The sequence below is a fragment of the Eionea flava genome, assembly GCF_055393785.1.
This window is the reverse complement of the sequence record NZ_AP036018.1, coordinates 926836-951392: the sequence shown is the minus strand read 5'-3', so window position 1 is coordinate 951392 and position 24557 is coordinate 926836. Positions and strand designations below refer to the sequence as shown.

General features: G+C 41.8%; 24 protein-coding genes. 10 read left to right on the top strand and 14 right to left on the bottom strand.

Annotation, left to right across the window (positions count from 1 at the left end):
• Positions 1-254: 254 nt before the first annotated feature.
• The 7 genes from dnaQ to ACZ5O6_RS04315 all read right to left on the bottom strand — a co-directional run bounded on the left by dnaQ (position 255) and on the right by ACZ5O6_RS04315 (position 7408).
• Positions 255-974, bottom strand: coding sequence for a DNA polymerase III subunit epsilon (dnaQ, locus tag ACZ5O6_RS04345; protein WP_447092816.1), 720 nt, complete (start codon positions 972-974; stop codon positions 255-257).
• Entirely contained in the window at positions 971-1399 is a 429-nt protein-coding gene (rnhA, locus tag ACZ5O6_RS04340) for a ribonuclease HI (RefSeq protein ID WP_447092815.1), read from the bottom strand. The genes dnaQ and rnhA overlap by 4 nt, the downstream gene beginning before the upstream one ends.
• Entirely contained in the window at positions 1386-2255 is an 870-nt protein-coding gene (locus tag ACZ5O6_RS04335) for a class I SAM-dependent methyltransferase (protein ID WP_447092814.1), read from the bottom strand. Before ACZ5O6_RS04335 ends, rnhA begins: the two co-directional genes overlap by 14 nt.
• A gap of 55 nt (positions 2256-2310) precedes the next feature.
• Positions 2311-5010: an aminopeptidase N gene (pepN, locus tag ACZ5O6_RS04330; RefSeq protein ID WP_447092813.1), complete on the bottom strand. Its 2700-nt coding sequence runs from the start codon at positions 5008-5010 to the stop codon at positions 2311-2313.
• Between the two features lie 121 nt (positions 5011-5131).
• Positions 5132-5404: a YeaC family protein gene (locus ACZ5O6_RS04325; protein ID WP_447092812.1), complete on the bottom strand. Its 273-nt coding sequence runs from the start codon at positions 5402-5404 to the stop codon at positions 5132-5134.
• Positions 5405-5425: 21 nt separating this feature from the next.
• Positions 5426-6406, bottom strand: coding sequence for a metallophosphoesterase (locus tag ACZ5O6_RS04320; protein WP_447092811.1), 981 nt, complete (start codon positions 6404-6406; stop codon positions 5426-5428).
• An 81-nt stretch (positions 6407-6487) separates the two neighbouring features.
• Complete coding sequence (locus tag ACZ5O6_RS04315) at positions 6488-7408, bottom strand: NAD(+) kinase (RefSeq protein WP_447092810.1); 921 nt, start codon at positions 7406-7408, stop codon at positions 6488-6490.
• A 117-nt stretch (positions 7409-7525) separates the two neighbouring features.
• Between ACZ5O6_RS04315 and ACZ5O6_RS04310 the strand changes: the two genes are divergently transcribed.
• Positions 7526-8695 carry a DUF1853 family protein gene (locus ACZ5O6_RS04310; protein WP_447092809.1) on the top strand — a complete coding sequence of 390 codons (1170 nt, stop codon included), beginning with the start codon at positions 7526-7528 and terminating at the stop codon, positions 8693-8695.
• On the opposite strand, the gene ACZ5O6_RS04305 is transcribed toward ACZ5O6_RS04310, so the two are convergent.
• Entirely contained in the window at positions 8685-9656 is a 972-nt protein-coding gene (locus ACZ5O6_RS04305; RefSeq protein ID WP_447092808.1) for a 1-aminocyclopropane-1-carboxylate deaminase/D-cysteine desulfhydrase, read from the bottom strand. The two genes, ACZ5O6_RS04310 and ACZ5O6_RS04305, sit on opposite strands and share 11 nt — an antisense overlap.
• A gap of 81 nt (positions 9657-9737) precedes the next feature.
• A complete protein-coding gene (gene pdxR, locus ACZ5O6_RS04300) occupies positions 9738-11201 on the bottom strand; it encodes a MocR-like pyridoxine biosynthesis transcription factor PdxR (RefSeq protein WP_447092807.1) in 1464 nt (487 codons plus the stop codon).
• Between the two features lie 261 nt (positions 11202-11462).
• Between pdxR and ACZ5O6_RS04295 the strand changes: the two genes are divergently transcribed.
• The 3 genes from ACZ5O6_RS04295 (at position 11463) to ACZ5O6_RS04285 (ending at position 14143) form a co-directional block, all read left to right on the top strand.
• Positions 11463-12638, top strand: coding sequence for an IS4 family transposase (locus ACZ5O6_RS04295; protein WP_447093035.1), 1176 nt, complete (start codon positions 11463-11465; stop codon positions 12636-12638).
• Positions 12639-12794: 156 nt separating this feature from the next.
• On the top strand, positions 12795-13409 hold the full coding sequence (locus tag ACZ5O6_RS04290) for an FMN-binding negative transcriptional regulator (protein ID WP_447090969.1): 615 nt from the start codon (positions 12795-12797) through the stop codon (positions 13407-13409).
• 299 nt (positions 13410-13708) lie between these two features.
• Positions 13709-14143 (top strand): GNAT family N-acetyltransferase, encoded by a 435-nt coding sequence (locus ACZ5O6_RS04285; protein ID WP_447090970.1) that lies wholly within the window; start codon positions 13709-13711, stop codon positions 14141-14143.
• Between the two features lie 350 nt (positions 14144-14493).
• On the opposite strand, the gene ACZ5O6_RS04280 is transcribed toward ACZ5O6_RS04285, so the two are convergent.
• Positions 14494-15135: a fumarylacetoacetate hydrolase family protein gene (locus ACZ5O6_RS04280; RefSeq protein ID WP_447090971.1), complete on the bottom strand. Its 642-nt coding sequence runs from the start codon at positions 15133-15135 to the stop codon at positions 14494-14496.
• Between the two features lie 134 nt (positions 15136-15269).
• Here ACZ5O6_RS04280 and ACZ5O6_RS04275 point away from each other — a divergent pair, with 134 nt between their 5' ends.
• Positions 15270-17159, top strand: coding sequence for an ATP-binding cassette domain-containing protein (locus ACZ5O6_RS04275; protein WP_447090972.1), 1890 nt, complete (start codon positions 15270-15272; stop codon positions 17157-17159).
• Between the two features lie 87 nt (positions 17160-17246).
• Positions 17247-17645, top strand: coding sequence for a thiol-disulfide oxidoreductase DCC family protein (locus tag ACZ5O6_RS04270; RefSeq protein ID WP_447090973.1), 399 nt, complete (start codon positions 17247-17249; stop codon positions 17643-17645).
• A 22-nt stretch (positions 17646-17667) separates the two neighbouring features.
• Here ACZ5O6_RS04270 and ACZ5O6_RS04265 read toward each other — a convergent pair whose 3' ends face one another.
• The 3 genes from ACZ5O6_RS04265 to ACZ5O6_RS04255 all read right to left on the bottom strand — a co-directional run bounded on the left by ACZ5O6_RS04265 (position 17668) and on the right by ACZ5O6_RS04255 (position 19193).
• Positions 17668-18033: a HopJ type III effector protein gene (locus ACZ5O6_RS04265; RefSeq protein ID WP_447090974.1), complete on the bottom strand. Its 366-nt coding sequence runs from the start codon at positions 18031-18033 to the stop codon at positions 17668-17670.
• Between the two features lie 223 nt (positions 18034-18256).
• Complete coding sequence (locus ACZ5O6_RS04260; RefSeq protein ID WP_447090975.1) at positions 18257-18628, bottom strand: DoxX family protein; 372 nt, start codon at positions 18626-18628, stop codon at positions 18257-18259.
• Positions 18629-18719: 91 nt separating this feature from the next.
• Positions 18720-19193 (bottom strand): ester cyclase, encoded by a 474-nt coding sequence (locus ACZ5O6_RS04255; protein ID WP_447090976.1) that lies wholly within the window; start codon positions 19191-19193, stop codon positions 18720-18722.
• Between the two features lie 226 nt (positions 19194-19419).
• Between ACZ5O6_RS04255 and ACZ5O6_RS04250 the strand changes: the two genes are divergently transcribed.
• From ACZ5O6_RS04250 to ACZ5O6_RS04235, 4 genes are all read left to right on the top strand, one after another.
• Positions 19420-20313 (top strand): LysR family transcriptional regulator, encoded by an 894-nt coding sequence (locus ACZ5O6_RS04250; RefSeq protein WP_464283543.1) that lies wholly within the window; start codon positions 19420-19422, stop codon positions 20311-20313.
• Positions 20314-20525: 212 nt separating this feature from the next.
• Entirely contained in the window at positions 20526-21740 is a 1215-nt protein-coding gene (gene zigA, locus ACZ5O6_RS04245; RefSeq protein WP_447090978.1) for a zinc metallochaperone GTPase ZigA, read from the top strand.
• On the top strand, positions 21730-22398 hold the full coding sequence (locus tag ACZ5O6_RS04240) for a DUF1826 domain-containing protein (protein ID WP_447090979.1): 669 nt from the start codon (positions 21730-21732) through the stop codon (positions 22396-22398). The genes zigA and ACZ5O6_RS04240 overlap by 11 nt, the downstream gene beginning before the upstream one ends.
• 60 nt (positions 22399-22458) lie before the next feature.
• Positions 22459-22911, top strand: a complete 453-nt coding sequence (locus ACZ5O6_RS04235; protein ID WP_447090980.1) for a Fur family transcriptional regulator — start codon at positions 22459-22461, stop codon at positions 22909-22911.
• Positions 22912-23267: 356 nt separating this feature from the next.
• Here the strand turns inward: ACZ5O6_RS04235 and ACZ5O6_RS04230 are convergent, their stop codons facing one another.
• Positions 23268-24425: an iron-containing alcohol dehydrogenase gene (locus ACZ5O6_RS04230; RefSeq protein ID WP_447090982.1), complete on the bottom strand. Its 1158-nt coding sequence runs from the start codon at positions 24423-24425 to the stop codon at positions 23268-23270.
• Between the last annotated feature and the right edge of the window lie 132 nt (positions 24426-24557).

The following is a 24557-nucleotide window of genomic DNA, read 5'->3' as shown; positions in this document are numbered from 1 at the left end:
TCTTCTACACAACACGTACTACAACACATAGACTGATACAGTATAGTTTATGCTGAAGCTCATTGCTGTCTCATTAATATTCGAACAGAAATTTTAGGTCTTCAGGCAAAGATCACCAGCATCAATGCTGGTGTTGATCCTACTCGACTGTATTTACGGCGACTTTGGCTGAGGGCCTAATATATAGCGCTAATCATTTACAGCGTAAGAGAACAAAGAGATTTCTGATACGAGTTTAACGTTGAACCGGGCTTTTATTCTTGTTTTAACCAAAGGCACTGGCCTTGGCTCGCTTTATCAATCGTCAGTAATTTTTCTTTATGCTTTGTTAACTCATCTTCACTGGCCTGAATCACTGGAATATCAGGAATAGACGATAAACGACGAATTTCTGTAGCATGTGTTTGTCCACTATCATCTTCTGATGAGCTACTACTTAAGGACAACGCACGCTGCCCACCCGTCATTAATAAATAAACATCCGCTAAAATTTCGGAGTCAAGCAAAGCGCCGTGTAAGTCACGTTGGGAGTTATCAACACCATAACGTTTACATAAAGCATCCAAATTATTTTTTTGTCCGGGATGCTTTTGCCGTGCCATAACCAAAGTGTCGACAATAGAGCAGTACTGAGTAATTTCTTGATATTTACGGCCGCCATGATTGGCTAATTCGTGGTTAATAAAACCCACGTCAAACGGCGCGTTATGAATAATTAACTCTGCTCCATCAACAAAAGCCATAAATTCATCCATCACCTGAATAAACGTTGGCTTATTTTTTAGGTACTCATTAGTAATTCCATGTACTTCAATGGCTTGCTCTTCAATTTCTCGTTCTGGCTGAATGTACTGGTGATAATGGCGGCCCGTGAGCTTACGATTTTCCAACTCTACGCAACCAATCTCAATAATACGATGACCTTTAGACGGCTCTAAACCGGTTGTTTCGGTATCAAGTACAATTTGTCTCACGATGGAATCCCCTTATTTGCTAATTCATCCGCAATTTCATTTTCACGATGCCCGCTATGCCCTTTCACCCAATGCCAATTAACGCGGTGCTTAGTCACTTGCTCATCTAATGACTGCCATAAATCAGCATTTTTTACCGGCTTTTTTGCTGACGTCTTCCAACCATTTTTTTTCCAATTCTTTATCCACTCGGTAATGCCTTTACGAACATATTGAGAATCGGTTGTCAGATCAACTTCACATACCTCTTTTAATGACTTAAGGCCTTCTATAGCCGCCATCAATTCCATACGGTTATTTGTGGTGTTTTTTTCTCCACCACATAACGGTTTTTCAACGTCGCCATAGCGTAATAAAGCGCCCCAGCCACCAGGACCAGGATTACCCTTACAGGCACCATCGCTAAAAATTTCAATTTTTTTCATGTGATTTTTCTCGTGATTGCCTAGTCGGCAAATAACTATTTTGATGCGTTTGTGCCGCCACACCTTTTCGCCAACTGGGCAGTACAGACTGTTTTTTCCAAGACGATTTAATCATTGTCATCGGTGTTATATTTTTTCGTAAAACCAATACGTAACAACCACCCCAAAAAGGCAATACGTATTGCAGCCAACGATTAAGGCGACGATTGCTACAATAACGATGAAAAGGCAAACCGAAAGCACATGATTGGCTATGTACAATTTCTAAATCAAGAACCTCAAACCAATCACGTAATCGAGATACCGGTAGTCGTTGCCGACGGTATACAAGCGATCGCGAAAACAAACGACCCACTGCATGACGAAGCCCCAATAAACTGTAAGGATTAAAGCCAATAAGCACGATATGCCCATTAGGAATTAATGTCCGTGTCACCTCACGCAATAACTGATGCGGATGCGTAGAGTACTCGAGCGCATGATGAATAATAGCGACATCGATCACTTCCATATCGACAGGCAAGTGTTCAAAGTCAGCCACAGTATAAGATGCATGCGTGCGATGACTGTGTTTTATTCCATTTCTACAAACAGGCTCAATACGAAATTGGTGTCCAGTCGGACTTTGATGATGCAGTATCGTATCTGGCAATACACTGAGCTGCATTAAATGATAGCCAAACATTTCTGGCAACACACTATCCAACACTTGCTGCTCTTCTAATAGTACTTGCAGCCCTAATGGCGACATAAACCAACGAGCAATGACAGAACGTGATATTTTTAGTGAACGCAAACGAAAGCGTTTGGCAATCCGCGCTTGCCAATACTGGCAATATTGTTTAACTCCCCTCATGGTTGGTATCACAGTAGAACGTTACAAAGATACTATACGAAAGCGACGTCATGATTTACACGCTCTTACTCACCACTTCATATACATCTTTCGATAAATTTGGGGTATTTTTAATCATATCCAATTGCTGCTTCATTATTTTTTGCCTATCGGCATCATATTTTTTCCAACGAGTCAGTGGTGTAATTATACGCGCAGCAATTTGTGGATTAATTTTATTCAGAGCAATAACCTGCTCTGCTAAAAAGCGATAACCTTCTCCTGATGCTTGATGGAAAGCCACTAAGTTTTGTGTAAACGCACCAATTAATGCTCGCACTTTATTTGGGTTAGTCATCGAAAAACAGCCATGCTGCATTAACTGTTGCACACGATCTAAAGCTGAGGCATGCGGTATGGTTGCTTGCACACTCAGCCACTGATTAACCACGAGGTTCTCATGCTGCCATTGTTGATAAAATCCATCTAAGGCTTTTGTCGCATAATGTTCTATTGAACTATTATTACCCGAAGAATGCACCAACGTTTTTAACCCTGCCAAACTATCTGTCATATTATCCGCTGCCAAAAATTGCTGATAACAAGTATCTGCCATATCTATCTCAGCAACCTTATGCCCTTCTGTATGCGCCAGCACTAAATAAGATAATGCGGTATTTTTTAAATGGCGAGTCGCTACAGCATCTGCAGAAGTACTATAGGTTTGGGGTACGTTCAACTCTTGGTAACAATTCAATAATTCATCATATAAACCCACGGCTAACATTACGGCTAATTGTTTACGCGCGTAATGAATTGCATCAATGTCAGCAATAGTCGCAATTTCTGCAAGATATGCCTCAGTAGGTAAGGTCAGTAATAAAGCAATCATTGCCTTGTCGAGAGAGTCATCGTTAAGCACAACACGTAAACCATTCAATAACGATGGATCAACCGCAATAGAAGACTGGGATTGATAAGCGACTATTAATTCTTCGATGATAGAAACCGCCAATTGCTGACTCGCATCCCAACGACAAAATGAATCTTCATCATAGGCCAGTAATTGCAAGTAGTCTTCGCGCGTATGCTGTATGGATAAACGCACGGGCGCCGAGAATTGGCGCAATAACGAGGCTACTGGCTTTTCTGGCACCTGAGTAAATACAATATGCTGTTCTGCTTCGGTAATTTCTAGTACGCGACTTGTCGGTGCATCTCCGCTCTCTTCATTACCGGCGTTACTTTCTTCTGATAAAACGAGCGGAATATTTTTTTGTCCTGCAATAAGCCCCATACTCAAGGGGAAGTGAAATGGCTTTTTATCTTCAGCCGCTGCTTCCGGTGTCGTTGGGCAGTGTTGCTTAATATGTAATGTGTATTCTTGCTTTGCCGCATCATAGGTATCGCTCACCGTGAGTACCGGTGTACCGGCTTGCGTATACCAGCGCTTAAACTGTGAGAGATCGCGCTGTGAGGCGGTGGCCATCGCATCAACAAAATCATTAATAGTCACCGCCTGCCCATCATGGCGCTGAAAATAAAGATCCGAACCTTCACGAAACGTTTCTGCACCTAATAAGGTATGTAACATACGTACAACTTCAGCACCTTTTTCATAAATAGTCAGTGTATAAAAATTGGAGATTTCGATAAACGAAGGCGGCTGTACAGGGTGCGCCATAGGGCCTGCATCTTCGGCAAACTGCGTTGTTCGCAAAAAGGCCACATCCTCAATACGTTTGACTGCACGCGAACCCATATCGGATGAAAATTCCGCATCACGAAAAACCGTAAACCCTTCTTTTAAACTGAGTTGAAACCAATCACGGCAAGTAACACGATTACCCGACCAGTTATGAAAATATTCGTGAGCGACCACGCCTTCTACTCGTTGAAAGCCCGCATCGGTTGTTGTTTTTGGGTTAGCTAACACACAAGAAGTATTGAAAATATTAAGCCCTTTGTTTTCCATTGCCCCCATATTAAAATCATCAACGGCAACGATCATAAACAACTCTAAATCATATTCACGACCATAAACTTCTTCATCCCAACGCATTGCGCGCTTGAGTGACTGCATTGCGTGATCACATTTATCAAGATCTTTCTCTTCAACATAAATACGTAAAGTAATATCGCGGCCAGACTGAGTGGTAAATTGATCTTCGACCATAGCAAGATCACCGGCAACCAAAGCAAATAAATAAGCAGGTTTTTTGAAGGGATCGTACCACTGCGCCCAATGACGATTATTTTCTAACTCGCCTTGGTTTACCAAATTACCGTTAGATAGTAGCAATGGGTAAGCGCTTTTATCGGCAATAATTTTCGTGCTGAAAATACTCATCACATCAGGGCGATCAAGATAGTAAGTAATCTTACGAAAGCCTTCGGCCTCACATTGCGTACAATACATACCGCTCGACTTGTACAAACCTTCCAGTGCAGTATTTTTTTCAGGAACAATAATAGTCACGCAGGTGATGATACATTGGTCAGGAATACTAACGGTTAAGGCTTCTGCGTCCACTTGGTACTCATCAGCTTTCAGTTCTCGTCCATCAATGGATAATGACGCTAAAGTAAGGTCTTCGCCATGGAGTACAAGTGGAGTACTGTCATTATCAGAAGCGGCATTTCGTTTTACCAATAAAGTAGAGGTAACGGTTGTTTTATTGTCTTCTAAAGAAAAAATAAGATCTGTTTTTTCAATTAAAAAATCAGGGACTTGATAGTCTTTTAAATAAACTACTTGGGGCTGCGCATCTTTCATCGTTTATATCATCTATTATCAATCATGGAATAAATAAGCATTTACAAAAAATGTCTACTACTTATCGAATTTATTGTATCTAACCATCGCGTAACGTGAATTAAAGATTTACACGTTATTTTTATTTAAAAACAACGGGCTTTTCTTCATCATCTGCAATCGTTCCCGTCTCACTACCACAATGCGTATGTTTTTTAGGCGGGATATAACCGGTCTGTTCTTCGGCAGGCAGGTGCTTTTGCTCATATGCAATCACCGCCTGCAAACATAATGACCGCTGTTCTTCGGTTAATACACCACCCGTCGGCCATTTTCCAAGCTCAACAGATTGCTTTAATTTTTTATACATATCTGGCGTTAAACTATCTAACAACTCTTTAACACTTTCTATCATTACAAAATACTCTCGCTATTATTACCAAGCATTCACTTTAGCTTTAGGTGGATCAACGTACACCCAAGAAAATTTTTCTTTATCTAATACTTGTTCTTCATCAAAACGGTATGCCACTAATCGGTCGTACTTAACCGCACTGTAGTCTAAGCAGCATACGTTATGCTTAATGGGCGTCGGACGCCCCTGCAGCCAATAATGTCCAAAAAATACAGGGACCTCATCTTCAGGGTAAGTCGTTAATCGCATTTTTTCTTCTTCGCTCAACGAATGTTCAAATAAGTTATCAGGCAAAGGGTCTGGCTGAAAAACAACATCACCGTATGTTTTAGGATCATCAGCCCAAAATTTTGCACGAAAGAAGCGGCGTTCAAAACCATCACGGCTCCGAATCACCTGATCATTGGGCAGGCGAATATCGGTTCCTCGTAATAAACGATCGACCATCATGCCCACAAAACTTTCGGTATCAGCAGACTCGACAAGAATGTCAGGAGAAATACAATGAGTTTTAAAACGCTTAAGGTACTCACGAATATAAAAATGATCCCAGCATGCATGAACGACTTTGAAGCTGCCCATATCTAAAAATAAAGGCAATTGACTGAACCACGTCAGATAATCCTTTAAATCATTAGGGTGATTCGCAAATTGCTCGAAGGTTTCAGCAACAAAACGATCGTTATGAGGGTTGTGCTCACGTAAATACGCATTGCGTTTAGGATGCGGTGTCGCATGACAATACACATTATACTCATGGTTCCCCATGACTAATTGAGCATGCCCAGCATTCACCATATCATAAACAATGGATAAGGCTTTACGAATGTGTGGACCACGATCAACTATATCACCCACAAAAATAGCTTGGCGCTTATTATGCTGATAAACACCTTGCTGCTTGTGGTACCCCATACTCAGCAACAATTTTTCTAAAGACCGACCACAGCCATGCACATCACCAATAAGGTCATAACCGGTAAATTGTCGAGAATTTTTCATAATGCTAACCATAATATCGGCGCCCAATATCGTGCTGTTTTACACACGTATCTTTATCTACCCTCGTAATAATGCTGTTTCTTAATTCGCTCGTTTTTCTGTCAAGCGTTGACCCCAACCCAATTTTCGTCGGCAGGTTTCATAGTAATTATGGTCGCTGGGATGAATAAGTGTTAGGTGTTGTTTCTTTTTACGAATGATAATTTCATCATTAGGTCTCACTCGTTGATAAATTTGACCATCACAGGCGATATGCATAATAGTCACAGAGTCGTCACCTAGGACCAGTCGAATATTGCTACTGCCTGATACCACAATGGGGCGGCTGGTTAACGAATGGGCATTAAGCGGTACAAGGCCAATGGCATCGAGAGAAGGCTGCATTAATGGGCCACCCCCACTCAAGGCATAAGCGGTTGAACCGGTAGGTGTGGAAACAATCAAGCCGTCTGACGACTGGCTGTATACAAATTTATCATCAATAAATAGCTCAAATTCGATCATGCGTAAGTGACGACCGGGATGCAATACGATGTCGTTTAGCGCATGGCCTGTGCCCACTTCTTGCCCATCTCGCATCGCTACCATTTCGAGCATAAAGCGCTCTTCGGTAATAAAGTCGCCGTGTAGTACATCGCGTACTTTATTCTCGATTTCGCTGGGCATAATATCGGTAAGAAACCCCAATCGACCTCGGTTCACACCCAACAAAGGTACGCCGTAATCAACCATGCTACGTGCAGCGCCTAGCATACTGCCATCACCGCCCACGACAATTACGAGGTCTGTATTTCGGCCTAAAAAGGCTTCATCACCCGATGGAACATCGGTGCGTTCAAGCAAAGCAGCAATCTCGCTCGAAATAATCACTTCAACCTGTTGTGCTAACAAGAAGTCTATAAGCTTATGGGTGGTTTGCTGTGCCTTTACTGAACTCAGGCGCCCGGCCAAACCAATGTGCTTAAATGCTTGCTTAGTACTCAAAACCTGTGGGGTACTCAAAAATAGTCTCCAAAATAAGCTCAACCAACCTCAATGTGGATCATTCAGGTCTTATGTTCGAGAGAGTCGATCATTCCATTATAAGTGATGATGCGATCTGCGTGTTAACATAATGACATGCCTAATTTTATATCTACTACTTACTCAACAACGACATTGCCACCATTAGAGACGTCCGTTGATAAAATCGCTGCTCTTTCTATTACTGAGCTTAATGACTTTATCAGCAGCCGGTTTTCTCACCGCTGGATACGAGATATGGCATGGGCGCTACTCACCCCCAATTTTTTCTCTCAGTGGCCAGACAATGATGGTATCGGCCTATTCAATCAGGAATCCTTAACGCCTATTTGGCAAGATAGTCGATTAATTAGTTGGTTATACGATCTTGATAAAAACCCTGCTCCCCTTGCGGCGCATATGAAAACACAACGCGCGACGCGACTAGGTATTTACTTTGAGCAACTACTGAGCTTTTATTTTAGTCATTATCCACGATTTCGCTTACTCGCTAAGAATCTACAAGCCAATGGCAGTCAGCGAACGATGGGTGAATACGATTTTATCGTATGGGATAACGATGATCGGCAACATTATCATATCGAGGTAGCCGTTAAGTTTTATGTCGGATTCCCAGCATACATGGATGAGACACAAGAAAATGATATTGCCAATATTCCCAACAATACTCCGATATATAACTGGCACCAATGGATTGGCCCCAATAAACGCGATAGCCTAAGTATAAAAGTCGATCACCTGCTAAAACACCAACTGCTCTTATCCAATACACCTGAAGGTGCCGCAGCACTAGAGACAATCGGCTTAACCTCCGACCAAATTAAACCCAAGCTATTGTTAACCGGGCGACTCTACCTAAGCTATAAAGAGGTTGACCAGCATGTTTCCTCCAAAGGGACATTACACGCGAATCTACCACAGCACGGCCACTACCAAACACCTTTTACTCAGTACTGGTTTGATCAACAATGGCTAGTGAATAATCCGCAATGGTTACATATTGATACAACGGCTGATGTGGTTTATATCATTCTACCTCGGCAACTATGGATGTCGAATCTGACACCAGCGGATATTGATGATAATGATTTAGACATGTTATCCCCAAAAACGTTTTTTAAACGATTGGGTGACACCACCGATAAACAGCTACCGTTGCATGTCGTGCAATTAGTCAACAATGATCGAGAAACAAGCACAAATGATATAGAAAAGAAAAACAAGCAGGCAGTATTAAAAGAAGCACAACGTTTTTTTATTCTTTAAAAAAACCGCGCCGCCCTTGTAGCCCCCCACCATGTATAGCCACAATAGTACTGCCTTCGGGCCAATAATCTGCCTGCGCTAGCTGATCAATACCCCATAACATTTTGGCACTGTACACCGGCTCTAATAGCAAATCATTAGCCGACTCCATTGCCAACATAAACCGTAATAACTCTGGTGTGGTTTTAGCGTAACCACCGTGATGGTATTCATTCAATACCTGCCAATTGCTATGCGATGAGTTCAGTTCCAATAAACGCTGTGCAATATGTGCACTCAGGGTATCCTCACCTTTGAGGGATGAAAAACCCAAGCAAGATACCGTAGTAGGCAGCGATGATACGATACCGGCAAAGGTTGTTCCCGTTCCCATTGCGGCACACAAGGTATAATCATTAACGCCCAGTGTTTGTTGGCAATAACGATTAACCGATGCACCAATAGCCTGACAACCTTGAGCACCGAGTAAGTTATCTCCCCCTTCTGGCAAACAATAATATTCACCATACTCGGCGTCTAACCACTCTTGGTATTGGCGGAGATCCTTATTACGATAATCACCGTACCCCAAAAAACGTAAACACATCCCCCATGCTTTAGCATCTTGTAATGTCGGTGATAGAGCGTCTGATAAAGGTGGATAACCCCGAATAATACCCACTGTGTTAATGTCATACTGCTGACCCAGTGCGGCCAAAGCATGAATATGGTTAGAGTAAGCACCGCCAAAACTCACAACCGTATGGTGGCCTTTGTTAATCATTGTCTGTAGGTTATAAAATAATTTGTACCACTTATTGCCCGGATAATGATCAGAGGCAATATCATCTCGGCGTAAATAAACCTTTAATTTTTTATCATCAAATGTCTGCCAATGAAGTCGTTGATGCGGGACACCGTTTGCGTAGGCAGTCAGTGGCTGAGTAGAGTCGTCGGAAGGAGTGAATGGTAACTTTGGCATACCCTATGGTATCTAAAAACCAACAAGGCGCAAGGCGTTGTTTTACCTCAAGGTTAATTCATTGAATTGTTTTAATTAACATCACGGCTCATTCATACAAACCACCAAAGCCTTAATCCCTTTTACAAATTGCTTTTCATCCATACCCGCAAAACCAATACGAATATAACGGTTTTTGTTACGACGGCGTTCACTATTATTCTGATGACGAAACTGCCCTTCATATTGAATATAAATACCGTCGCGCTTTGCTTTTTCTGCCAATTCTTGAGTACTAATACCGTGATTTTTTATTTTCAGCCACAATGCCATTCCTCCACCGGGTATTTCAAACTCAAAAACACCAAGTGATCGTAAAAAGCTCACCGCATGATCTCTGCGCTGCTGGTTAATACGCGTAGTACGTCTTAAATGACGCTCAAACCCACCCTCTTTCATCCAGCGAGCCAACGCCGCTTGCATAAACACATTACTTTTATGATTAAGCAAGCAGCGATATTCTTTAATCACTTTCGCCATTGATTTACTCACTGCGATAAAACCAATACGCGTACCGGGAAACATAATTTTTGAAAAAGTCGATATATAAATCACTAACTGTCGAGGGTCATCAGAGGCCATTGGTGCTAGCGGCTGACAGCGATAGTGATATTCGTGATCGTAGTCATCTTCAATAATCGGAATTTGATGCTTAGCGGCCAATTGATAAATCTGCAAGCGCCGGCTAATGGTTAAGGTTACCGTCGTAGGGTATTGGTGCAGCGGAGTTAAATAAATAAGTCTGATATCACCTTGGCCTATTTTATTTTCTAGGTCTTGCGGAACAATGCCTTGCCCATCTTGCTGAATACTGACTAACTGCGCACCAGCATTTTTAAACGCCAACATCGCAGGCGGGTAGCCTAGCGCCTCAACGGCGACCTTATCTCCAGCCTGTAATAGTAATTGCGCAACCATATAAATGGCTTCCTGAGAGCCATTAGTAATCATCACTTCTCGATCAGTAATGCCTCTGGCCTTACGTAAATATCGTGTCACTTCGGCTATTAATTCTGGGTTCCCTGCCGTTTCTCCATAACCTAATTGATGTATCGGAGGTCGTGATAACACATCAGACATATGGCTTTTAAATTCAGCGAACGGAAATAAGGCAACATCAGGCCTTCCACCGGAAAAATGATAAGTGTACTCATTGCACCCATCGTCAGTCAGCGGTGTCGTTGGCCTCACGATTCGATACTGTATCGGAGTAGCTACGTTGTTAACGGATGGCTTTGATAAACGGCTGCCCTCAATGGGAAGGTGCTCAACCACCTTGTAACCTACCCGTTGCTTTGATTCGATCCAGCCCTCTGCAATTAGCTCCGCGAGAGACTTCATGACCGTATGCCTATTTAAGGCAAGATCACGGCTCAATGCGTTTACCGAAGGCAAAACATCACCAGCAACTAACTGACCTTTACGAATCGCACTTCTTATAGCGTCGGCAAGTTGTAAGTACTTAGCTTGGCCTTGATCAGTATTATGCAAACTAAAGAGCGTCATTGGTCTACTCAATATTTAATTATTGGTTGTTAATAATAGACCAGAAAAAATAGATAATAAATATATAGCAACTCTGAACAAGTCATTTCGGTGAAAACCGGAATCTTGTAAATGCTTGTACTCTCGATTGTACTACAAGGATACCGGATCAAGTCCCATAACTGTCCGGAATAAAAGTTAAGCGTATTGCTGAAGAGGTTGCAGCCTCTAGGTTTAAAGGGTAAAACCCACTGACACGACTCATAACCTAGAGGCTGCAATATGTATAGAAATACACGATTTACTGAATTAATGAAAGCACTTCCTCGCCAAGCAGTAGAAAAAGTGGTTTCAAAGCATAAAGCAGATAAGCACAACAAAGGATTTCGTTGCTGGAATCAACTGCTCGCAATGATCTATGCGCAGGTATCAGGATGCCAAAGCTTACGAGAATTAGAGGCGGGTTTTAATAGTCAGGAGACGCATCATTACCATTTAGGTTGTCGTAAAATTAAGCGTTCGACATTATCAGATGCGAATAAATATCGTTCGAATAACGTGTTTGCTGATATCTGTGCATTGCTCTTAAAGCGCGGACACAAAAAAGTGAAAGGTGAACTCAGTGACCTATTGTATTTACTAGATTCCACACCGATACCGTTAGTGGGTTTAGGTTACGATGAGTGGGCTGAAGCAGAAAAAGATAATCGTATTCAGGGATTAAAAGCGCATTTAACGATAGCGTCTCCGAGTAATACTCCGGTCAACCTTGAAATAACAGAACCTAAGATAGGTGATCTTGAAGTAGGTAGAAAAACGGAAGCGGAAATAGGCGCGACGTATGTGTTTGATAGGGGTTATACCGACTATAACTGGTGGTATCGTTTACATGAATCAGGTAGCGTATTCGTCTCTCGTTTTAAACGTAATGCGTCTTTAGTGGTTGAATCGTATCGTCCAATCGAAGCCAAAGATGAGGCGATAATTTTAGAAGATGCGATAGTGTGTTTTAAAAACAAACGTCCGGGAGGCGCTAGGGTTAATCATTATCACGGTACGCCACTACGAAAGATTACAGTGAGTCGGCCGGATAAAGATACGCCGTTAATTATCGCGACCAATGACATGACGCGGTCAGCGAAAGAGATTGCTCAGTTGTATAAACAGCGTTGGGGAATTGAATTGTTTTTTAAATGGATCAAGCAACACTTAAAAATAAAAGTGTTCTTGGGTCGTAGTAAAAATGCGGTAAAAATACAAATTTATAGCGCCATTATTACGTACTTGTTGGTGCAATTGTATCAGCGCAATTTTCGACAAGATGTGAGCTTGAAGATGTGCCTAATGAGCTTGCGAGCGACTCTGTTTCAGAGAGTTGAAACAGAGTGGCAAATAGAGAAAAAGAGGCGTAAGAAAGTCTTGTATTACCAATCCATGCAAGGAGCTCTTGCTCTATGAATATTTATTCCGGACAGTTATGGGATCAAGTCCGGCATGACGTCGATATGATAACGGCATGACATCGGTACGATAACGGCATCACGTCGATATGAGGACGGTATAAGCAAGAGACTTAATCAGAACGTCCACAGGTATAAAAAGCGGAGCCCCGTTATGTTTATTCCCAAATGTTTTGCAATGTCTGAACGATCACAACAGCAGCAATTTATAAGAGATTTTGGATTCGGCATTATCGTATCGGATACTCTGGGTGGTATTCACCTACCTTTTGTTCTACGGGAAAAAGAAGGAACAAATGGAACGCTTTATACTCACTGCGCCAGAGAAAACCCTCACTGGCAAACACTAGAAGGCAAGGATGCACTGGTTATTTTTACTGGCCCCCATAGCTATATTTCACCTAGTTGGTATCGCAAAGGGCCTGCGGTACCTACATGGAATTATGCTGCGGTACATGCTTACGGCAAGGTTTCTTTATTAGATGATGATACGACACTTGCGTCGCTCGATAGTCTGGTCAGCCAATATGAGCCGGAGCTGCTCGTTAGCAGGGGTATTTTGACCGACCGAATTAAAGCGCGACTATTACCTGCCATTGTTGGCTTTACCGTAGAGATATCCAAGCTAGAAGGGAAGTTGAAACTAGGGCAGCAGCGATCGCCCCAAGATCAACAAGGCGTTTATCAAGCACTCAAACAATCAAAAAATATAGACGATAGAGCACTGGCAGAATATATGTCGAAAATAGGTTTAGGGACTGGGGAATAAGCAATCACTACGCCCGTTAACGGAATACACTCATGTGCATTTGACATTATTAGATTCCGGATAAGCAAAAAACGCTTTCCGGAATGACGACATCAACAGTTGTCATTACTGTGAAAACAAGCATAACGGCTGATGTAGTATTCCAACGTTAATTCACCATTGTCTGTAGCACTAACTCACTGTCGGCTGTAACGTTAACTCACTACCGTCATGCCGGACTTGATCCGGTATCGAATCAGTATCTACCCAATGCTTGAAATAACCGAAATTCAAATAAGAAAATATTGGAAGAGATAATAATGCAAAACAATACCATCCAACTAGCAACCACCGATAAAACAATCCGTCAGTGCTTTAATGTCATGCACGAATTACGGCCGCACTTACAAGAAAAAGCATTTCTTAATATTATTAAAAATATGCAAAAAGAAGGCTACCAGCTAGCCTATATCGGCAATGCCAACACCGTTGTTGCCGTCGCTGGTTATCGTATGTCTACCAATTTATTGATGGGCAAGCACTGCTATGTTGATGACTTGGTCACCAGCAGTAAACACCGCTCTAGAGGCTATGGTGAAGCATTAATATCGTGGGTACGAGAGCAAGCAAAAACCAACGGTTGCAACGTACTACACCTAGACTCAGGGACCCATCGTGGCAGCGCACATAAATTCTATTTTAAACAAGGGATGGTGATTGCTAGCTATCACTTTAGTGAATCGCTTAATACGTAGTTGCGAGTACCTAGGTGCGAACCGTTATTTTCAATAGCAATAGAGGTTACTCCATCAAAAGCGCTTTGCCGATTTGCCAAAACTGAGGTTAATAACCATCCACATCGCAATAATCGTCTTCGAACTCTTCGTATTGGCTTTCTAAAATCTCTTCAATGTAATCGTCCATTACTTATCTTTTACCTGTTATTAACTATTTCATTATTATCTGGATATCCAGACGCGTCTCTTTATTCACTTTGATTCAGTGTAGACTACTTTCTGAATGTGACGCCCTTATGACAGAAATAACTCACCAAAATTCCCTCTTTACTATAAAAGACAAACCAGCGACGACAGTGAATCAATGATTATTGTGCCACCCAACTCGCTTCGAGTAACACCTCATTATGATGATAGATACGCCCGACAAACTCATCGCCCTGCTTTACCGGTCCGACCCCTTCCGGCGTGCCCGTCATAACAATGTCACCGTCCTCAAGGCTCATAAAGCGCTTCACGTCTTGTAAAATAACCGCCGGTGAAAACAGCATCTCTTTTACGGTTCCCTTTTGTCGTACCTGCTGATTAATCAACAACTCGACGGATAAGTCAGCCACCGAATACTCATCGGTTAAGGGAATAAAATCACCCAATACCGCCGAGCGATCAAATGCTTTAGCACGCTCCCAAGGTAAGCCTTTGGTTTTTAACTCGCTTTGTAGCTCTCGCTTGGTCAAATCTAAACCAAAGCCAATAGCAGAGAACTGCCCTGCCTCAACCATAAAACACAATTCAGCCTCGTAGTGAATAGCATACCGGCACCCTATCTGATGTGTGTACAACAATTCATCAATGGCACTATTGGGCTTGATAAACACCACCATATCCCCGGTGTTTTTGTTGTTAAGTTCAGCAATGTGCTTAGCGTAGTTTCTCCCAATACAAATAACTTTTGAGGGGGTAACCTTTTGCGGCTGATGATAGGGAGAAAGATAGTTAACTGTTTTCATAAAAAGACCACCCATTACTGCGTTAAATGAAAAAATGACGTACAGAATAAACCCCAAAGGTCAAACCGATAATCATTGCTTACGAACACCAATCATTGATAGGTGCCAACGGCTTTCGTTGCTACAATAGCGCCATGATTATATTACAGAATATTAGCCTACAACGCGGCACCCAAACACTCCTTCAAGATGCTAATGCCACTATTCAGCCACAAAAAAGTGCGGCCATTATTGGTGCTAATGGCTGTGGAAAATCGAGTTTATTTAAACTGTTACTCAACGAATTACCCGTAGACCAAGGGGATATTCAACTGCCGCACCATTGGCGTGTGGCTCATATGGCACAAGAAGTATCAGAATCACACCGCTCTGCCATTGAATACGTATTAGACGGCGACCCGGTACTCCGACAAGTAGAACAAAAAATTGAACACGCGACAGAAAACGATAACCCCGACCTTCTCGCAAAAGCCTACCACGAGTACGAAACCATTGATGGCTACACCGCCAACAGTCGAGCCGAAAAGCTCCTCCATGGTTTAGGTTTTAGCCAGAGTGATCTACAAAAAAGCGTGAGTCAGTTTTCGGGTGGCTGGCGTATCCGCTTAAATTTAGCACAAGCACTCATGTGCTCGTCTGATCTATTATTACTCGATGAACCCACCAACCACTTGGATATTGATGCAACACTATGGCTCGAACAGTGGCTAAAAAACTACCCGGGCACGCTGCTATTTATCTCTCACGATCGAGACTTTATTGATGCCATTGCCGATCAAATTCTGCATATTGAACATCAGCAAGTAAATACCTATACCGGTAACTATTCATCGTTTGAAAAACAGCGTGCACAACGTTTAGCGTTACAGCAAGCCAACTACGAAAAGCAACAGCAACGTATTAGTGAAATTACCCAATTTGTTAACCGCTTTAAAGCTAAGGCGACCAAGGCAAAGCAAGCACAAAGCCGTGTCAAAGAACTAGAACGCATGGAAAAAATTGCGCCCGCGCATATTGATTCGCCTTTTAGCTTTCGCTTTAGCGAAGCCGATAAAACCTCTGACCCTCTATTAAGTATCGAAAAAGGCTCACTAGGATATTCATCACCCATTCTATCTCATGTTGAGATCACTCTACGATCAGACTCACGCATCGGTTTATTGGGGCCAAACGGCGCAGGAAAATCAACACTGGTGAAAACACTCGTCGGTGATTTACCGCTTATCGACGGTGAAAAAAGCAGCGGCGAACACCTGTCGATCGGTTACTTTGCGCAACACCAGCTCGACTTCCTCGATCTAGAGGCAAGTGCACTGCTACATATTCAGCGCTTATCTCCCACCGTTAGTGAGCAAGTGATCCGCAATTTTTTAGGGAGCTTTAACTTTCACGGTGATAAAGCACTCGATCCTATCCACCCATTTTCAGGGGGTGAAAAGGCGCGGCTCGCACTCGCATTAATTGTCTGGCAACGACCGAACCTTCTCATTTTAGACGAACCGACCAACCATTTAGATCTTGATATGCGCCATGCGCTTACCTTGGCGTTACAACTTTATACCGGCGCATTGATTGTTATTTCCCATGACCGCCATCTGCTCAAAAATACAGTCGATCAGTTCTATCTTGTCGCTAATAATACCCTACAACTCTTTGATGGTACGCTACAAGAATACCAAAAATGGCTAAGAGATAATTTATCAAAAAATGCAGATACTCAAGAGAGTTCTTCAGAACCATCAACCACAATCAAAGTAGATAAAAAACAGCAACGACAACAAGAAGCCGCATTACGACAACAACAAAAGCCGCTGAGAGATGCGATTAAAAAAGTCGAAAAACAACTCGCCACCCTACAAAAAAATTTGGCAGTCATAGAGGAAAGATTAGCTGAACCCGACATTTATGAAGACAGTAACAAAAAGGAACTACAAACCTTACTTAAGCAACAAGGCGAGCATCAATCTAAAGAGCAAGAATTAGAGACACAATGGGAATCGTATTACGAAGAATTAGAAGGCTGACATAACATCTACTATCGGCGTTGATACGTAAATAACGCCAATAACAGGTTAATGGTAACAGGTTAAACACCAGAGGCAGAAATATCGATGTCAGCCACCTCTCATTATTCAGCAACACCCTTCCCACATAGACAGGATACGCTTTATTACGATGCTTCCTGTCCGCTCTGTGCTAAAGAAATCACCCATTTAACACGCTTACAAAAAGGCACACTGATCTGCGCCGACCTGCATACAGAATTACCCGTATTATTGACTGAGCAAAAAGAAAATATGCTCAAAGTATTGCACCTTTATACCCACGATGGGCGCTGTTTATTAGGCTTAGACGCAACCGTACGTGCGTGGCAACATACAGCTTTTGGATGGATATTTGCTTGGCTGCGCTGGCCGCTGATCAAACCTATAGCTGATAAGTGCTACACGCAATGGGCTGACCAACGCTACCGCAAAAAATATGATTGTCACCCGTGCAATATCAAATAATACGACACGCATGAGAATACAATCACTTCGCCGTAAGGGCAGAACCATCAAATACGATACCTTTCCAACCATCACGTATAAATGTTCGAATATTTGCGTGATCATCGCTATCAGGATGCTCTAACACATCTTTTCTATAGTAATCACCAAAACAGTGCAGTGTTTGTGCTTCTGTTAATTTTTGTAACTGTGCAAAAGCAAAAATGCGACATGAGCCCTCATTACTGCCCTTTTCATTTATCACTCGATCATTGCCACTACCATTGGTAAACGCTGTAGGGGTAAAAACATAGTGATCATCAATTAAAGACATTACCTCTGAAAATGTTATTTTTTCTGGAGAAGAAGTCATACGATCAATAAATTGCACAATTGCTGGAGAAGTCATAAAGCTAATACTCTAAGCCAATAGAAAAAGAAAAGAATCGCTGATTCGACCACCGCTTGATCAACGATTACGCTAGCTCTCCATTATGCCATAACTCATCAAAACGCTTAACAAGGGATTAATACAGGCTGGAGAGCCACCCATGGCTATTAGTAAATTATTGGTGATGTACCAATAAAAACAGCCTAATTAGCATTAGAAAAATTATTAAAAATAAAATAGGCTAACGCTTATTTAACGAAAAAATACCCGGACCGTGCGTAGCGATTAATAGAAAACCAAAACAATACAGAACGGCTAATTCACCACCATTCATAATAGGTAACGGATTATTTAACCCATGTGCTATCCAGTAAGCTGCCGCCATTGTACCGCTCGCAATAAAAGCAGAAATCCGCGAATAGAAACCTATCATAACCAGAACACCTGCCGTCAACTCGATCACGCCTGCAGCACTTGTCATAGGGCTTAATTCATAAGGAAATGGCAATGGAAAACCAAATAATTTTTGAGTGCCATGAAATAAAAAAAGAAAACCCATAATGATACGAAATACAAAAAGTGTGTATTCTTGGTATTTATCTAAAAAATACATAGTCCGCTCTCTACTTAAAATATTTTAAGGTAAATAATAAAATTTATAACGCTTATTCAAAAAAATGGGCTTCAAAAGAAGCCCTCACATATTATTTAGCACTTAGCTGTTGCAAAGCACCTGACCAATCTTCTACGTGATAAGTATTAACGATTTTCCCATTTTTAATCGTGTGTATATCAATCGTTAAAATTTCAAAACCCTTCCCTTGACCGTCAACACCAAATAGGGGACCTTTAGGGGTTCCCGTTGCTCGGCTACGTACAACAACTTTGCTGCCATCAATCACTAGCTCTTCAATCTTCCAATTTAGATCAGGTATTAATTGGCTAAAGCCTTTTAATTGTTTCACAAATTTATCTTGGGTTTTATTAGTGCCCGAGTAATTTCCAATACTCTCCCAATCACTACTTACTGACTCACGAAAAGCTGCTGCATGACTTTCAGAGCCTGGGTTACTTAAAAATGCATAAAATGGCTCAATATCTGCTCTGTTTGCATCGGCAGAAACATTAAAAGAAAGCAATGCTGCTACAGCAACCATAAAAAATAATTTGATATTCACGGTGATCTCCTGATGGATAATTAATATAAAAAGTAAAGGAACCTCTGATTAACCTCGAATGACTTATGCATGAGTCCACAATGCGATTAGACTAGTCGAGCCCCGCCACTAATGGCCGCAGTCCTTTAATTGGTCTGCCCTGTTCAGGACGGTTGCTACTATAGCTTTCACGTATTATTATTAATATACATAACAATTTAACTTTATAAATCCGAAAAACAGAACAATGATTCAATACCTACGCCATATGGCAATATTTGCAAGAGTGGTTGATAAAGGAACGTTTCGCGCCGCAGCTAAAGAGCTTGATCTAGCACCATCAAGAGTTAGTCAGACTATTTCTGACCTTGAACAGTACCTAGGGGTTACTTTGTTTTATCGCACAACACGAAAACTCGCGCTCACTAATGAGGGAAAACAATTTTATAAACATGCGACGTCTATGGTGAGAAGTGCAGAATCAGGGTTAAATGAGCTCAACTTACTATCGCAACATCCTGTTGGTATGCTTAAAATTACGCTTCCCGCTTTTTTAGAGTATTCCGTGATTTCTTCTTCAATTGCAGGCTTTTCAAAACAATACCCAGATGTTTCTATCTCTTTGTATTACACCGACCACATTATCGATATACTGAATGACGGGCTCGATTTAAGTATCCGTGCTGGAGTTAACGGCATCAGTGATAGCTCAATGATGTCTAGAAAAGTGGGAAATATGAAACGAGTGCTTGTAGCAAGTAAGCGCTATGTAGACAGCCAAGCTCTACCCAAGCACCCTTCAGATTTACAGGAGTGGGATTGGATACGATTTCAAATGCGCTCAAATATCATCGAACTAATATCCTCAAGTAGCCGAGATGTGGTGCGGCTCCCAGAAAAATCGCGTATTGACGTCAATAGCGTAAACGCATTGAGAAATTTTGTTACACAAGATTTAGGAATCACCATTCTCCCCGAAAATTTGGTGAATGAAGACCTTAAAAGCGGTCATCTAGTGCGAGTACTTCCAGAATGGGATGTAGAACCTCTTGAGTGCTATGCGGTATGGCCTGACAAGTCGCGACGTGAAAACTTAACAATGCTACTTGTAAGACACTTAGTAGACAATGGGCTAGCCTAATCATAAGTTTTACTATTATTCGGTATTGAAACCGCACTTCACCACCGACTTTCTCCTCTTGAAGCTGAACACATCAACCTGAACCGCATCAGGTACTGCATACCCTCGCCAATAACCTCTCATATTCTTTTACTGATATTATATTGTGTTATGTTATAACATAACTATAATAACCCTACATACCGTATACCTACCGTTAATACAGAGTGAATATGAAACAAGCTAACAAACTCCCCGTTACCGTAATTTCTGGCTTTTTAGGTGCCGGAAAAACTACCGTATTAAGCCATATATTAAATAATCGTGAGGGGCGTAAAGTCGCGGTTATCGTGAATGATATGAGCGAAATTAATATTGACTCCGCTACGGTAAAAAATGAAGTGTCACTGAGCCATAGCGAAGAAAAACTGGTAGAAATGAGTAATGGCTGTATTTGCTGCACATTACGAGAAGATTTACTGTTAGAAGTGAATAAGTTGGCAAAAGACGGACGCTTTGATTATTTGGTGATTGAATCCACCGGTATTTCCGAGCCCTTACCGGTCGCAGAAACGTTTACTTTTGCCGATGAAGAGGGAGTTTCTTTATCGGATGTCTCTACATTAGACACCATGGTCACCGTTGTTGATGCAGTGAATTTTCTTAATGATTATGACGAAGCACAATCGTTACAAGACAAAGGAGAACATCTTGGCGATGAAGATGACCGCAGTGTGGCTGACCTTCTGGTTGATCAAGTAGAGTTCGCGGATGTTATTTTGGTGAGCAAAACAGACCTCGTCGATACAACAGAGCAAGAACGTCTTATAGCTATACTCAAAACGCTCAATACATCGGCCTCTATCATCCCTATCCAAAACGGAAAAGTTGAACTGAAGGAAGTATTAAATACCGGCCTATTTGATTTTGAAAAAGCACAACAAGCACCCGGCTGGTTACAAGAAATGCGGGGGGAACATGTTCCCGAAACGGAAGAGTATGGCATTGGTAGTTTTAGCTATACCGCGAGAAAGCCTTTCCACCCAGAAAAGTTTTACAATTTTTTACACAATACCAAACAACATGGCAAACTCATTCGCTCTAAAGGGTATTTTTGGTTAGCCAGCCAACCAGAGTTTGCGGGGCAATGGAGTCAAGCTGGTGGCATTGCGCGTTATGGCTTTGGCGGTATGTTTTGGAAATCGGTTCCCAAAGAAAACTGGCCTACCGATGCCGATTATTTAGCGTCTATCGAAAAGAATTGGGTCGAACCTTTTGGCGACATGCGTCAAGAGTTAGTCTTTATTGGCCAAGGCTTAGACCAACAAAAAATCATAGAACAACTCGATCATTGTTTATTATCTGATGAGGAATTATTACAAGGCAAAGCTTTTTGGAAAACACTGGCCGATCCATTCCCTTCATGGAACGATAGCGATGCAGCCTAATAGAATAAATAATACCTCTGAATGTGGTCACTTAGCTGGACTCGCTGCAGGAGATGATACATCCATGCTCACGGATATTTACAAAGAAAATGTCAACATTGCGATTTGGCAACGACAATCTCAACCTATGCTCGACAGCTATGCGAGTCAGTGGATAAGCCAGCATCCCTTACATACACCGCGATTAATGTTGTCGTTAAATAATCTAAACAATGAGCTCGAAAAATTATTGCCTGAAGAAAAGCATAAGGACATCTTTCAAAATGACGTAGCCTTCCTTATTGATATGTTTGCCTGTCTGTTTGATGTGCAAGAAGTTGGCTTACGCATAACACCATTAAAAACAGCGATGTGCCCACGTTTTCATGTCGATAAAATACCTTGCCGGCTAGTGACAACTTATGGTGGTTTAGGTACAGAATGGCTACAAGAAGACAACATTGATCGTTCACGTTTAGGCAGAGGCGCCAACGGTTTACCCGATGATCAATCGGGCATTATCCAAGGCGATAAAACCATACAGCAGGTCAGCAATCAACAGGTTGCTTTATTAAAAGGCAGTGGCTGGATAGGTAATGAAGAACGCGGGCTGGTTCATCGCTCGCCCTCATTATCTGATGATCAAAAACGATTACTCCTTACCTTAGATTTTTGTTAGCGCGTAAAAATTCGTAAACCCATGTGATAACTCACTAAAAACATAATTAGGATGTTCTAAATGAACACATTCGATCAGCACATCGCACTTGCAGAACAGCACTGTAAAGCCAAAAGCGAGCGGTTAACCAAAAAACGTAAAATTGTACTGCTCGCATTATTAGAATCAAAAAAAGCCGTTTCTGCTTACGAACTAGTCGATTACTGCAAACAAACACTGAATGAAATCATACCGGCTATGTCTGTTTATAGAATACTCGATTTTTTGCAAAATCAAGGTTTAGCCCATCGCTTAGGATTAGCAAACAAATATGTCGCATGCTCCCATATCGTGTGCGAGCATAAAAATGAGTTATCACAATTTTTGATTTGTGAGCAATGTCAAGGCGTAGAAGAAATTGCTATCGATTCATCCGCAGTTAAAAGTTTGCAAGCATTGATAGACAAAACAGGCTTTCATCTCAGTAAGCCGCAATTAGAATTAAGTGGTGTGTGTCAAAAATGCAGTTTCTAAATGCATGACTATCCCAATCAAACAACGAAAATAATTTAAAAACAATGGCGCAGAAGATGGTCAAAAATCTCCTAAGCTATCGTTATTTTTCAGAACTAAATATCAATGATCAATTCATCGATTTAAAAACATCGGATGATTACGCTCTGGCCGTAAGCCAAGAGAATGAGCAAAGCAAGTTATCGCTTTCAATGCATTTCACGCTACATAAGCCTTTTTCAAGCCGCACTGCAAGCCAGTAGCGGTAGCGAGCACCCTTTGTTATAAATTTTCTATCACTTGTCGGCATAGATTTTTTAAAAATTAACGGGGTAGCAGTGATGCCTTATATTATTGATAAAACGAGGTGCTTAGAACTAGATCGCTAACGTTAAAATTTCACGACTTTTTTCAAGCGTGATGGTTTGGTTTTCTCCTAGCTTAAGCATGCCGTGGGATTCTAACTGGGCTAATATGTTATCGACTGCATCAGCGCCAATATTCGCTTCACTTAAGCGTACAGGTACCTGCATACGTTTGAAGAAAGCTTCCGTCTTAGCAATAGCGGCATCAATTTTTTCTTCATCACTTCCGTCAACGACTTGCCAAACACGCTCTGCATATTGCTTTAATTTGGCGGCTTTATTCTGCCGTTGATGCTTCATCACTGCGGGTAAGATAATCGAGAGCGTCCGCGCATGATCAACACCATAAGCGGCTGTAATTTCATGGCCAATCATATGTGTTGTCCAATCCTGAGGAACTCCCACACCAATTAAACCATTAAGCGCAAGACTCGCGCTCCACATAATATTCGCACGCACATCTAAGTCATCACAGGTCTTTGGATCGAGAGCTTTGGGGCCTTCCTCAATCAGTGTTAATAACAAACCTTCAGCAAAGCGATCTTGCACTTTGGCATTCACTGGATACGTTAAATACTGCTCGATAACATGAATAAAAGCATCAACAACCCCATTGCTGACTTGTCTTAGTGACAAACTCAGCCCCACCGCAGGATCTAACACGGCAAACAAGGGACGAACACGCGAGCTGGCAAACGATAGCTTATCTTGCCCGCGACTCACTACCGATACAGTATTGGATTCGGAACCTGTCGCTGGCAGTGTCAATACCACACCCAGTGGTAGTGCCGCCTTTACGCGATAATGCTTGGTAAAAATATCCCACGGATCCTCACCCTCATAGTGGCTAGCCGCTGCAATAAACTTACTACCATCGATAACCGAGCCTCCACCAACGGCCAATAGGTAATCGATGTTATGCGCTTTAATGACATCTAACGCCTGTATGAGTGTGTCGTATTGGGGGTTAGATTCAACACCCCCAAATTCAAACCAATGGCGCTCTCCCAGCGCGGTTTTAACTTGCTCATAAACACCATTCGATTTAATCGAACCACCACCATAAATGACCAACACCCTCGCATCCGCCGGAATCTCTCTGGCAATTTGCGCAATTTTTTCGGAACCAAAATGAATACGTGTAGGATTATGAAAAGAAAAGTTAAACATGGCAGACCCTATAACCTTACGTGATAACTATCAATAAATTCCAAGCGTAACACGTTAAGGCATTTATCGTAGAAAATACTGTAATGTGATTATGGAACTAAAACAGACTCACGATAAATAGTTATAGAAATA

Excerpts from the sequence above, each read along its gene's own strand:
- rnhA (WP_447092815.1), bottom strand. The coding sequence starts at position 1,399 with ATGAAAAAAATTGAAATTTTTAGCGATGGTGCCTGTAAGGGTAATCCT.
- ACZ5O6_RS04335 (WP_447092814.1), bottom strand. The coding sequence starts at position 2,255 with ATGAGGGGAGTTAAACAATATTGCCAGTATTGGCAAGCGCGGATTGCC.
- pepN (WP_447092813.1), bottom strand. The coding sequence starts at position 5,010 with ATGAAAGATGCGCAGCCCCAAGTAGTTTATTTAAAAGACTATCAAGTC.
- ACZ5O6_RS04325 (WP_447092812.1), bottom strand. The coding sequence starts at position 5,404 with ATGATAGAAAGTGTTAAAGAGTTGTTAGATAGTTTAACGCCAGATATG.
- ACZ5O6_RS04320 (WP_447092811.1), bottom strand. The coding sequence starts at position 6,406 with ATGAAAAATTCTCGACAATTTACCGGTTATGACCTTATTGGTGATGTG.
- ACZ5O6_RS04310 (WP_447092809.1), top strand. The coding sequence starts at position 7,526 with ATGCCTAATTTTATATCTACTACTTACTCAACAACGACATTGCCACCA.
- ACZ5O6_RS04305 (WP_447092808.1), bottom strand. The coding sequence starts at position 9,656 with ATGCCAAAGTTACCATTCACTCCTTCCGACGACTCTACTCAGCCACTG.
- pdxR (WP_447092807.1), bottom strand. The coding sequence starts at position 11,201 with ATGACGCTCTTTAGTTTGCATAATACTGATCAAGGCCAAGCTAAGTAC.
- ACZ5O6_RS04295 (WP_447093035.1), top strand. The coding sequence starts at position 11,463 with ATGTATAGAAATACACGATTTACTGAATTAATGAAAGCACTTCCTCGC.
- ACZ5O6_RS04290 (WP_447090969.1), top strand. The coding sequence starts at position 12,795 with ATGTTTATTCCCAAATGTTTTGCAATGTCTGAACGATCACAACAGCAG.
- ACZ5O6_RS04285 (WP_447090970.1), top strand. The coding sequence starts at position 13,709 with ATGCAAAACAATACCATCCAACTAGCAACCACCGATAAAACAATCCGT.
- ACZ5O6_RS04280 (WP_447090971.1), bottom strand. The coding sequence starts at position 15,135 with ATGAAAACAGTTAACTATCTTTCTCCCTATCATCAGCCGCAAAAGGTT.
- ACZ5O6_RS04275 (WP_447090972.1), top strand. The coding sequence starts at position 15,270 with ATGATTATATTACAGAATATTAGCCTACAACGCGGCACCCAAACACTC.
- ACZ5O6_RS04270 (WP_447090973.1), top strand. The coding sequence starts at position 17,247 with ATGTCAGCCACCTCTCATTATTCAGCAACACCCTTCCCACATAGACAG.
- ACZ5O6_RS04265 (WP_447090974.1), bottom strand. The coding sequence starts at position 18,033 with ATGACTTCTCCAGCAATTGTGCAATTTATTGATCGTATGACTTCTTCT.
- ACZ5O6_RS04260 (WP_447090975.1), bottom strand. The coding sequence starts at position 18,628 with ATGTATTTTTTAGATAAATACCAAGAATACACACTTTTTGTATTTCGT.
- ACZ5O6_RS04250 (WP_464283543.1), top strand. The coding sequence starts at position 19,420 with ATGATTCAATACCTACGCCATATGGCAATATTTGCAAGAGTGGTTGAT.
- zigA (WP_447090978.1), top strand. The coding sequence starts at position 20,526 with ATGAAACAAGCTAACAAACTCCCCGTTACCGTAATTTCTGGCTTTTTA.
- ACZ5O6_RS04240 (WP_447090979.1), top strand. The coding sequence starts at position 21,730 with ATGCAGCCTAATAGAATAAATAATACCTCTGAATGTGGTCACTTAGCT.
- ACZ5O6_RS04235 (WP_447090980.1), top strand. The coding sequence starts at position 22,459 with ATGAACACATTCGATCAGCACATCGCACTTGCAGAACAGCACTGTAAA.
- ACZ5O6_RS04230 (WP_447090982.1), bottom strand. The coding sequence starts at position 24,425 with ATGTTTAACTTTTCTTTTCATAATCCTACACGTATTCATTTTGGTTCC.